Raw genomic sequence first — 10,389 nt, forward strand, 5'->3', positions numbered from 1 at the left:
CGACGTCGCCTCCTACCCCCTGGGCCGTGACGTGGGACGATACGGCCATGAGCCAGTTCACCGTGCAGGACCCGTCAGTCTCCGTCGGCCGGGGCGGCATGCCCCGGGGCGAGGAGGTCGCCTCCTTCAAGACGTACGACGAGGCGCAGGCCGCCGTCGACTCCCTGAGCGACGACGGCTACCCCGTCCAGTTCCTCGCCATCATCGGCACGGACCTGCGGCAGGTTGAGAACATCACCGGGCGCATGTCCTGGGGGCGTGCCGCGATCCAGGGCGCCGGCACCGGGCTGTGGCTCGGCGTCTTCTTCGCACTCATGATGGGTCTCGTCGGGGCCGGGGGCTCCGCCGGCGTCACCTTCGCCACCGGCATCCTGCTCGGCATCGTCTGGGGCGTCGTCTTCCAGCTCATCGGCTACGCCTTCACGCGCGGGCGCCGGGACTTCACCTCGACGAGCCACGTCGTCGCCTCGCGCTACTCGATCATCGCCTCCGAGCAGGCCGGGGAGGCCGCCCAGGCGCTCGCGGACGCCCCGGGGAACCTGACCCGCGGCGGCGCCGCCGCGCGTCGGGCCGAGGAGCGTCGTGCCGCCCGCGCCGAGGCCCGTGGTCACGGCCCCACGGCGTTCGGGTCGCGGCCCGACGAGCAGCCGCGCTTCGGCGTGCGCGTCCCGGAGGGGCGGGACGACGAGGCGCTCGAGCCGCCGCAGGACCTCGGCGCTGACGAGAGCGGAAGCGCCGGCTCGGGTGTGACGGGCGCCGGCGAGGCTCCGCGGCCCGCCTACGGGGCCGTGTCCGAGACCGACGGGGCGGAGGAGTCCTCCGACACCGACGGCGAGGCGTCCGGGGCCAGTGCGTGCGACCCCTACGAGCGTCCCTTCGACGACCGCCGCCGCGACTGACCCGGGGCGCATCATGAGCGAGACCGTGCACGTCCCCGTCGGGCTGTCCACCTCGTCGTGGGCGCTCGGAGACTGCGAGGGCACCTTCGCCGCCGCGGCCGAGCTCGGCTACGACGGCGTCGAGATCATGGTGTGGTCGGAGAAGGCCACGCAGAGCGCCGAGGACCTCACCGCCTTCTCCGAGGAGCACGGACAGCCCGTCCTGGCGATCCACGCGCCGACGCTCCTCCTCACGCGCACGGTCTTCGGCACGAACCCGTGGGACAAGGTCGACCGCTCCATCGAGCTCGCGCAGGCGGTCGGGGCGCCGAGCGTCGTCCTCCACCCGCCCTTCTTCTGGCAGGCCCGGTACGCCGCCGAGTTCGTCGCCGGCGTCGAGGCCCGGGAGCGGGCCACCGGCACGCACCTCTGCGTGGAGAACATGTTCACCTGGAGGCCCCGTCAGGCGCACTCCTCTCGCGACTTCCAGGCCTACTCGCCCACGTGGGACCCGGTGGGGCAGGGGTACCTGTCCACGACCCTTGACCTCTCCCACGCCGCGACCTCCGGCTCGGACGGTCTCGCGCTGGCGCGGGCGCTCGGCCCGACGCTGCGCCACCTCCACCTCACCGACGGCGTCCCCGGCTTCCGCGACGCGCACCTGCTGCCCGGGCAGGGCGACCAGGACTGCGCCGGCGTCCTCGGGCACCTCGCCTCCACCGGATTCGCCGAGCGCGGCGGGCAGGTGGTCGTCGAGGTGAACGTGCGGAGCATGAGCGACGACGAGCGCCGTGAGGGCCTGGCGAGCGCCCTTGCGTACGCGCGCGAGCACCTCGAGGGGGAGGGGGACACGGACTCCGTCCACGTCCCCGAGCCCACGCGCAAGCGCTACCAGCGCGAGGACGAGTGATTCTGGCGCGCTGAGCGGGTCAGAGGACACGACGACGGGCCGGTGCCGCAGGATCCTGCGGCACCGGCCCGTCACCCTCGCTCCTGACCCGCTCAGCGCACCATCCCCCGTGCGGGCAGGGTCAGGCGGCACAGCAGTCGGACTCGTGACCCGCGTGCCGCTCGGGCTCCAGCTGGAAGGTCGCGTGCTCGACGGGCACCGGGAAGTGCTCCGCCGCGCAGGTGCCGAGCGCGTCGAGCACCGCGTCCGAGCGGCCCGAGCGCAGCGTCTCATCCGTCACGACGACGTGCGCCGTCAGGACGGTCAGCCCGGTCGCCACCGTCCAGGCGTGCAGGTCGTGGACGGCGACGACGTCGGGCAGGGCCGCGAGGTGGCTGCGGACCTCGCTGAGGTCCAGCTCCTCCGGCGTGAAGCCCATGAGCACGCGCCCCGCGGCGCGCAGGAGCGATGCCGCCCGCGGGACGATGAGGACGACGATGACCAGCGACGCGACGGCGTCGGCGCGCGTCCAGCCCGTCGCCGCGATGACCACAGCGGCGACGATGACGCCCACGGAGCCGACGGCGTCGTTCGCCACCTCGAGGAAGGCCGCACGGGAGTTGAGGCTCTCCCCGCGCCCGCCCGCCAGGACGAGGAGCGAGACGGCGTTGGCGACCAGCCCGATGACGCCCATGAGGAGCATCCCCGACGAGGCCACCGGCGGGGGCGAGATGAGGTCGAGGACGGCCCGGACCCCGACGATGACGCCCACGAGGGCGAGCATCCCGGCCTGGACCGCGGCGCCGATGACCTCCGCGCGGCGCATGCCCCAGGTGGAGCGGTCGGTCGCGGGACGGCCCGCGAGGTGGGCGGCGGTGAGTGCGAGGACGAGGCCGGCCGCGTCCGTGGCCATGTGCCCCGCGTCGGCGAGGAGCGCGAGCGACCCGGTGAGCGCGGCCGAGACGATCTCCGCGACGAGCACGACGGCCGTGACGCTGAGCGCGACGGCGAGTCGGCCGCGCGTCGTGCCCGGGCCGTGCCCATGAGTGTGGGCGTGCGAGTGCTCGTGGCTCATGAGGCCGCCTCCTCGTCGCTCGTGGCCTCGTCCGGCGCCGGGGGAGCGCCGGTCAGGTCGGCGGCGAGGGTGAGGAGGGCGATGAGGCGGTCCTCGTGCTCGAGCCGGCTCACGCGAGAGCGTCCGTGGGTGTGGGTCGAGATGAGGCCGGCTCCGCGCAGGACGGCGAGGTGCTGGGAGACGGTCGACTGCGCGAGCCCGAGGTGCGCGGCGAGCTCGCCGACCCGGTGCTCGCCACCGCGCAGGTGGCTCACGATGGCGAGGCGCGTCGGGTCGCCGAGGGCGGCGAGGACGGCGGCGACGTCGGCGGAGGTCTGAACCGCCTGCCGGTCGTCGGTCGCGTCGGTGGGGAGGAGCCCATGAATGATCGGCATATGCCGATAGTATCGGCCATGGGCGAAGTGTCCAAGGGTGGTGTGGCGCTCACAACGGGTCAGGGCGCACGGCGGACGGGGCGGTGCCGCAGGATTCTGCGGCACCGCCCCGTCGGTCCAGGCTCTGACCCGCTCAGTGCGCCGTCGCGGGCGCGAGCGGGCCGACGTCAGTCGGCGATGAGGCCCGAGACCCACGCCTCGACGTCGTCGGCCTCGCGCGGCACGCCCGCGGTGAGGTACTCGACCGCGCCGTTCTCGCGCACGACGACGTCGTCCTCGATGCGCACGCCGATGCCGCGCAGCTCCTCGGGGACGCGCAGGTCGTCGGCGCGAAAGTAGAGGCCCGGCTCGATCGTGAAGACCATGCCGGGGACGAGCTCCGCGTCCATCGACATCTCGCGGCGCGCCTGGGCGCAGTCGTGCACGTCGAGACCCAGGTGGTGGCTCGTCCCGTGGATCATCCAGCGGCGGTGGTAGCCGCCCTCGGGCCCGAGGGAGTCCTGCGCGGTGATGCCCTCGGGCAGGAGGCCCCACTCCTCGAGGCGCTGCGCGATGACGACCATCGCCGCGTTGTGGACGTCGCGGAAGCGGCAGCCCGGCTCGTTCGCGCGCGCCAGGGCGGCCTTCGCGGCGTCGAGCACCGCCTGGTAGACGCGGCGCTGCGGCTCGGTGAAGCGCCCGTCCACCGGGATCGTGCGCGTGACGTCCGCGGTGTACAGGGAGTCGACCTCGACGCCCGCGTCGACGAGGACGAGCTCGCCGGGGCGCACCGCGCCGTCGTTGTTGATCCAGTGGAGGGTATTGGCGTGGTCGCCGGCGGCGGCGATCGTGTCGTAGCCCAGTCCGTTGCCCTCCTCGCGCGCCTTCGCTCCGAAGGCGCCCTCGAGGACGCGCTCGCCGCGCCAGTGACCCGTGGCGCGCGGGATGGAGCGGATGAGGTCGTCGAAGCCGGCCTTGGTGGCGTCGACGGCCTTCTGGAGCTCGTCGACCTCCCAGGCGTCCTTGACGAGGCGCAGCTCGCTGGCGGCCTCGGCGAGGCCGTCGTCGACCTGGGCCGCGGCCTGCCCGGAGGCGAGCCCCGCGGCCTCGCGCACCTCGTTGACGAGGGCGGTGACGTTCTCGTCGGCCTCGGCGATGACGCGCAGCTGGACGCCCTCCGCACCGGCGTCCTTGGCGAGCGCGTCGCTGAGGGTGTCGATGTGGGCGACCCGGATCCCGGTGGCGGCCTCGACCTCCTCCGCGGAGGGGCGCACCCCCACCCAGAGCTCGCCGTAGCGCGGGTTGCCGTAGAACTCCTCGGAGGAGCGGGAGGCGCGCGGGCGGAAGTAGAGGACGCCCTCGTGCGTGGGATGACCCTCCGCGACCGGCTTGCCCGGCGCCGTGAGCGGCTCGAGGACGAGGACGGCGTCGGGCTCGAAGTCCGTGCCTGTGCCGGCCAGGTGCGCGAAGGCGGAGTGGGGGCGGAAGCGGTAGTCGCAGTCGTTGTTGCGGGTCTTGAGCGGGCCCGCCGGCAGGACGAGGCGCTCTCCGGGGAAGCGGGCCCCGAGCGCCTCGCGCCGGGCTGCGGCCCACGGTGCGGAGGCGTTGCGCTCGGGCAGGCCGGAGGGGCGCGGACCCCAGCCGGAGCCGATGAAGTCGCGGAAGGCCTCGTTCTGGGGTTGGCGGGAGCGGTTGTTGCCGCGCTGCGCGAGGGACTGCGGCTGCTCGGCCGCGGGGGAGGAGTGCTCGGAGGACGTCATGCGCCCATCGTCGCACCGGCGTCCCCGGGAAAGCGAACACCCATCTGGGCGCGAGCCGCCTCCAGGACCCGGACGCTCGCGAGCGACGCCGCGAGCGGGTGCAGCCCGGACTCGCGGGCGCCCGCGCGGACGAGCCGGCAGACCTCGGCGAGCTCGCGGGCGAGGACGGGCGGCTCCCCGGCCCCGTCCGGGACGACGGCGCCCTCGGGCCAGGCGGCCTCGACCTCGAGCCGCTCGACGCCGTCGGGAGTCCTCAGCGCGATCTCGCGGGGCCACTGGCAGTCGTCGAGGGTGAGGACGACGCGGTCGGCCGCGACCTCGCTCAGCGTCCCGTTCGTCGAGGTCTTGGAGTGGAGGCAGACCACCTCGAGGTCGGTGCGCGAGCCGTCGGGCAGGCGGTCGTACTCGAGGACGACCGTCCCGTGCGAGTCGGCGCCCGACCGCAGCAGCCGCCCGGTGGCCCGCACCCGGGCCGGTGCCCCGAAGAGGTGGATCGCCATCGAGACGGGGTAGACGCCGAGGTCCATGAGGCTGCCGCCGCCGAGCGACGGGTCGAAGGCGGGCAGCAGCTCGCCCGCGCGGAAGCGGTCCATGCGCGAGGAGTACTGCTCCTTGACCAGCAGCGCCCGGTGCGGACCGGCCTCGCCGGTGCCGAGCCGGGGAAGGGCCTCGCGGATCGTGGCGGTGCCCGGCTCGAAGGCGGGCAGCCAGCCCTCCATGAGGAAACGGTCGGCGCGGCGGGCTGCGGCCACCATCGCCTCGGCCTCCGCGGTGCGCAGCGCGAAGGGCTTCTCGACGAGGACGTGGAAGCCGGCCTCGAGCGCGGCGACCGTCTGCTCGGTGTGGAGCGCGTTGGGAGAGCCGACGTAGACGACGTCGAGGGGCGTCGCACCGCCCCGTGCGCCCGCGGCCAGCATCTCGGGCGGCGAGGCGTAGGAGGCGCCGATGCCGTGCTCGGCGGCGAAGGCCGCGGCCCTCTCCGCGTGCGCGGAGGTGACCGCGACGACCTCGACCTGCGGCAGCACGGCGGCCGCCTCCATGAACCACCGGGCGATGAAGCCGGCCCCGATGATCCCGAAGCGGACGGGACGCTGCTGCGTGGGCTGCTCGGGGGCGGACGTCCCGCTCGGACTCGTGCTGCTGCTCGTCATGGGCTGATCCTCCCACCCGGTCCCTACACTGGCGATCGTGCGCATCGATCCCCACACCCACTCCACCTGCTCGGACGGCACCGACGTCCCCGCCGAGCTCATGGCGCTCGCGGCCCAGGCCGGGCTCGACGTCGTCGGCCTCACCGACCACGACACGACCGCCGGCTGGGACGAGGCCGCCGCAGCCGTCGCGACCACGGGTGTCACGCTGCTGCGCGGTACCGAGATCTCCTGCTCCGCCTCCGGCGTCACCCTGCACCTCCTCGCCTACCTCTTCGACCCCGACGACGCCGCCCTCAGCGCCGCCTTCGCCCGTGCCCGGGAGTCCCGCGAGACCCGCGCCTCCCGCATGGTGCAGCGGCTCAGCGAGGACTACCCGATCACGTGGGAGGACGTCCTCGCCCAGGCCGCTGCCTCGCGCACCATCGGCCGGCCCCACATCGCCGACGCCCTCGTCGCGGCCGGCTCCTTCCCCGACCGCACCGCCGCATTCGCCGGTCCTCTCGCCACCTCGAGTCCCTACTACGTCCACCACTGGGCGCTCGACCCCGTCGAGGCCTGCGAGCTCGTCCGCGGCGCCGGCGGCGTCCCCGTCGCCGCCCACCCGCGCGCCGGGAGGCGACAGCGCCGCCTTGTCCCCGACGAGACCTTCGCCCTCATGGCCGACGCCGGGCTCGCCGCCCTCGAGGTCGATCACCGCGACCACGACCCGGCCCAGCGCAAGGCCGCCCGCGTCCTGGCCGAGCGCCTCGGCATCGGGATGTCCGGTTCCTCCGACTACCACGGCACGGGTAAGCCGAACCGGCTGGGGGAGCACCTCATGCCGGAGCCCCTCCTCGAGCAGATCGTCGGCGAGGGCGCTCTCCCGCTCGTCACGCCCTGACGCGCAGCTCCCTCCGCGCCGGGCGGACGCCCCGGCGCCACGCCCCGTACCCTTCAGCCAGCACCACCCACCAGTCCCCGCGCTCACGAGGCGGGCGACGGCCGGGCGCCACCAGCGCCGCACGCCGTCGCCGCGGGGCCGATCCCAGGAGACCCACCACCCGTGGCCGCGATCTTCGACCTCACCCTCTTCGCCACGTCCTTCATGACGATCCTCGTCATCCAGGACCCGCTCGGCGCGATCCCGATCTTCCTGTCGCTCACGAGCCGCCAGACGAGCGAGCAGCGGCGCCGCTCCGCTGCCCAGGCGACCCTCGTGTCCTTCGGCGTCATCCTCGTCTTCGCCATCTTCGGCCGCTACATCCTGCAGTTCCTGGGCATCACCGTGCCCGCCCTGCAGTTCTCCGGCGGCCTGCTGCTCCTCCTCGTCGCCCTCGAGCTCCTCACCGACAAGGTCGACGAGAGGCCCGACCCCGACGCCTCGATCGCCAACGCCGCCCTCGTCCCCCTCGGCACGCCGCTTCTCGCCGGACCCGGAGCGATCGTCGCGGCCATGGTCGCGGTCGAGTCGGCGCCGGAGCCGCTGGTCGGTTGGCTCACCGTGAGCCTCGCCCTTCTGGCCACGCACGTCGTCATCTGGCTGACGCTGCGCTTCTCCCTGCCCCTGCACCGGATCCTCGGGGAGTCGATGATCCGGGTCCTCACCCGCATCTTCGGTCTCCTGCTGGCTGCCATCGCCGTGCAGATGATGGCCGACGGCGTCTTCGCCTACATCGACTCCCACTTCTGATCCGCGTAGTGCGGAGCGCTGGGTGCTGGGGGCCGGCCTCCGCGCGCCCAGATCGAAGGACCGCGCTCCAGGTCGCCGGTATGAGAGGCGATCTCGCGAGCAACCCTTCGATCTCCGCGAGATCATACCGGCGACGGCGCCGCGGACCGGAGTGTCCAGCGCGCCAGCCGCGCGATGTACCTGGGGACCCTATGCGTGTGTGCGAATTGCACGCCGCCGTACGAGGAACTCCTTTGACGCGGCGCAGGCCTCGTCGAACACTGACGCGTCATGGCGGATCGTTGCGGTGACCTGAGCTCCCTCGTGGAGCAGCTGGAGCAGGCGTCCCGTGGTCGGGTCACCGCTCGCGATCTGCGTGAACAGGGCCAGCATCCAGGCCTTCTCCGCCCGGATGGACTCGGCGGCTGCGCGGTCCGTGGCCCCGATCTCGGCCCACGCGTTGGCGAAGGCGCAGCCTCGGCTCCTCACAGAAATGAGTGGCCTCGGCTCTTCACAGAAATGAGTGGAGCAGGGGTCTGAAGCCGCCGGAGGCGGCGAGCGTGCGCTGCCGTGAGGCACCCGGAGGGCATCTACACGGCACTGCCTGGTGTCCCACCACGGACCGGTCGTGGGGGCGGCGGTTCGCTGTCCTTGCTGCCATACTTGCGGGTGGGCGGGCGTCTCCGCGGCGACCGGCGGTCGGATGACACGAGAGTCTCCCGGTGCCTCTCGGCCCTGGTCGAGGAGCGCCGAACGGGTGCTCCGCCCCGGCCAGTCGCCAAGCACCGCGCTTCGCGGGGCCTACTTCCGGAGCACGAGGAGCGGACCCGGTCTACCCAGCCGCCCCGGCTGCGTCGGGCTCGGCAGCGCACTCCCTTCTCGGGAGTGGCCACCGCTCCTCCTGCTCATGCCCGAGCCACCGGAGGGACAGCAAGCCTAGAAAGGACAGAACCATGAGTTCGAGCAGTACGGACGGGACGACGGATGCCGACAGGGCGCCGCACCCTGACGACGACCGCAAGCCGGACAGCCCCACCGAGTTGAGGACAGCGTCCTGGATGTACGTCCTGCGCACGACCGTGCGCGAGTTCTCGGCCGACGGCTGCACGGACCTCGCCGCGGGCCTGACCTACCGGACGGTGCTGTCGATCTTCCCGGCTCTCATCGCCCTGGTCTCGATCCTCAGCCTGCTCGGGCAGAGCGACTCATCGGTGACGACAGTGCTCGACCAGGCCCAAGGCATCGTTCCGGCGGACATGTGGCAGTCAGTGCGCCCCGCCCTGGAGTCGGTCCTCACGGCTCCTGCGGCAGGACTCGGACTGATCGTCGGCCTGCTCACCGCGCTGTGGTCGGCCTCCGGTTACACCAAGGCCTTCGGCCGGGCCATGAACACCATCTACGAGGTGCCCGAGGGCCGCGGATTCATCAAGCTCAACATTCAGATGTATCTCCTCACCGCCCTGTTCCTGGTGCTGGGAGCGGTCGGGATACTGGTGCTCGTCCTGTCCGGCTCGGTGGCCACTGCCGTGGGCGACGCGATCGGGCTGGGAGATGTCGCGATCACGCTGTGGAGCATCGCGAAGTGGGTTGTGCTGGCCTTCGTCGTGGTCCTGCTGGTCGCTCTGCTGTACTACGCGACACCCAACGTCAAGCAGCCCAAGTTCCGTTGGGTCAGCCTGGGCGCCCTGATCGCGATCGCGGTCTCGGTGCTGGCCAGCCTGGTCTTCTTCGTGTACGTCACCAACTTCGGCAACTACAACGCCACCTATGGCACGCTGGCCGGGGTGATCATCCTGCTGCTGTGGATCTACATCATCAACGCCATCCTGCTGTTCGGTGCGGAGGTGGACAGTGAGATGGAGCGGGGGCGCGAGCTCCAGGCCGGCCTGACGGCCGAGGAGGATCTCCAGCTGCCGGCTCGTGACACCAAGGCCAGCGACAAGCAGGAGAAGAAGTACCACGAGGACCTCGAGCGCGGCCGCCACCTTCGCCGAACCAGGGGCGAGAGCCAGGAGGACTCCCACGACCCGCGCTCCTCATGACACCCCAGCCACCACCCACGACGGCCATGGTGACGGTCCTCCCCGTGCGGACGGCCCACAGATGCACGGAGGCCACAGGTGAGATCACGCGTGCCGAGAGCGTGGATGGACGCCGGCCGACGTCCCCGCTGCGGTTCCGTCTGCCGATGCCGCGAGTCGGCGTCGCCCGCGGGCAGGGCGCGGGGAGGATGGCTCGGCGACCTTCGCTGAGCCTGACGGCAGTCGCGACCGTTCGGCGGACATGAGGCAGCCACCGGGACACGTGTGCTCATTGTGCGGGACCAGGCCCGCCACGACTGAGCGGGCGCACGTTCGAGCGCTCTGACAAGGAGCGACCCATGGGAGACGGACTGCCGTTAACGCCGACCACCCGAAGCTCTGGTGTTGAAGGTGTGTCCGAGGGTCTTGGTGATGAGGGCGGTGGCGGTGTCGGCGACCATGACGGGCCGGGGTCAAGGGTGTCGGTCAAGTCCCGGGAAGTGGTGTAGCGATCCTTCGCTGATTGGTCAGGCGGTCAGAGCGGGCAAGGAGCTGGTGGTGACCTCCTCGGTGCTGGTGTCGGGGACGAGGCTGAGGCGGCATCGGGCGAG

9 protein-coding genes are annotated in these 10,389 nt (G+C 72.6%); 5 read left to right on the forward strand and 4 right to left on the reverse strand.

Annotated features, from left to right (window positions below; all coding sequences use genetic code 11):
* Positions 1 to 47: 47 nt before the first annotated feature.
* Positions 48 to 899 carry a general stress protein gene (locus IXW69_RS02405; protein WP_194784778.1) on the forward strand — a complete coding sequence of 284 codons (852 nt, stop codon included), beginning with the start codon at positions 48 to 50 and terminating at the stop codon, positions 897 to 899.
* Between the two features lie 25 nt (positions 900 to 924).
* Positions 925 to 1,788 (forward strand): sugar phosphate isomerase/epimerase family protein, encoded by an 864-nt coding sequence (locus tag IXW69_RS02410; RefSeq protein ID WP_194784813.1) that lies wholly within the window; start codon positions 925 to 927, stop codon positions 1,786 to 1,788.
* Between the two features lie 121 nt (positions 1,789 to 1,909).
* Here the strand turns inward: IXW69_RS02410 and IXW69_RS02415 are convergent, their stop codons facing one another.
* From IXW69_RS02415 to IXW69_RS02430, 4 genes are all read right to left on the reverse strand, one after another.
* Positions 1,910 to 2,842 carry a cation diffusion facilitator family transporter gene (locus IXW69_RS02415; protein ID WP_194784779.1) on the reverse strand — a complete coding sequence of 311 codons (933 nt, stop codon included), beginning with the start codon at positions 2,840 to 2,842 and terminating at the stop codon, positions 1,910 to 1,912.
* On the reverse strand, positions 2,839 to 3,216 hold the full coding sequence (locus IXW69_RS02420) for an ArsR/SmtB family transcription factor (protein ID WP_194784780.1): 378 nt from the start codon (positions 3,214 to 3,216) through the stop codon (positions 2,839 to 2,841). Before IXW69_RS02420 ends, IXW69_RS02415 begins: the two co-directional genes overlap by 4 nt.
* 167 nt (positions 3,217 to 3,383) lie before the next feature.
* A complete protein-coding gene (locus IXW69_RS02425; RefSeq protein WP_194784781.1) occupies positions 3,384 to 4,955 on the reverse strand; it encodes an aminopeptidase P family protein in 1,572 nt (523 codons plus the stop codon).
* The gene (locus IXW69_RS02430) at positions 4,952 to 6,106 is read right to left on the reverse strand and encodes a Gfo/Idh/MocA family protein (protein ID WP_194784782.1); all 1,155 of its coding nucleotides are present in this window, start codon (positions 6,104 to 6,106) and stop codon (positions 4,952 to 4,954) included. Before IXW69_RS02430 ends, IXW69_RS02425 begins: the two co-directional genes overlap by 4 nt.
* Before the next feature lie 37 nt (positions 6,107 to 6,143).
* Here IXW69_RS02430 and IXW69_RS02435 point away from each other — a divergent pair, with 37 nt between their 5' ends.
* From IXW69_RS02435 to IXW69_RS02445, 3 genes are all read left to right on the forward strand, one after another.
* Positions 6,144 to 6,989, forward strand: coding sequence for a PHP domain-containing protein (locus IXW69_RS02435; RefSeq protein WP_194784783.1), 846 nt, complete (start codon positions 6,144 to 6,146; stop codon positions 6,987 to 6,989).
* Positions 6,990 to 7,151: 162 nt separating this feature from the next.
* Positions 7,152 to 7,778 carry a MarC family protein gene (locus IXW69_RS02440; RefSeq protein WP_194784784.1) on the forward strand — a complete coding sequence of 209 codons (627 nt, stop codon included), beginning with the start codon at positions 7,152 to 7,154 and terminating at the stop codon, positions 7,776 to 7,778.
* A gap of 932 nt (positions 7,779 to 8,710) precedes the next feature.
* The gene (locus IXW69_RS02445; protein ID WP_194784785.1) at positions 8,711 to 9,799 is read left to right on the forward strand and encodes a YihY/virulence factor BrkB family protein; all 1,089 of its coding nucleotides are present in this window, start codon (positions 8,711 to 8,713) and stop codon (positions 9,797 to 9,799) included.
* The last annotated feature ends 590 nt before the right edge of the window (positions 9,800 to 10,389 follow it).

The organism is Actinomyces haliotis (genome assembly GCF_015355765.1).
Taxonomy (GTDB): Bacteria; Actinomycetota; Actinomycetes; order Actinomycetales; family Actinomycetaceae; genus Actinomyces; species Actinomyces haliotis.

What these genes read in the sequence shown, in the direction of transcription:
- IXW69_RS02405 (WP_194784778.1), top strand. Translation starts at nt 48, where the DNA reads ATGAGCCAGTTCACCGTGCAGGACCCGTCAGTCTCCGTCGGCCGGGGC.
- IXW69_RS02415 (WP_194784779.1), bottom strand. Translation starts at nt 2,842, where the DNA reads ATGAGCCACGAGCACTCGCACGCCCACACTCATGGGCACGGCCCGGGC.
- IXW69_RS02420 (WP_194784780.1), bottom strand. Translation starts at nt 3,216, where the DNA reads ATGCCGATCATTCATGGGCTCCTCCCCACCGACGCGACCGACGACCGG.
- IXW69_RS02425 (WP_194784781.1), bottom strand. Translation starts at nt 4,955, where the DNA reads ATGACGTCCTCCGAGCACTCCTCCCCCGCGGCCGAGCAGCCGCAGTCC.
- IXW69_RS02430 (WP_194784782.1), bottom strand. Translation starts at nt 6,106, where the DNA reads ATGACGAGCAGCAGCACGAGTCCGAGCGGGACGTCCGCCCCCGAGCAG.
- IXW69_RS02445 (WP_194784785.1), top strand. Translation starts at nt 8,711, where the DNA reads ATGAGTTCGAGCAGTACGGACGGGACGACGGATGCCGACAGGGCGCCG.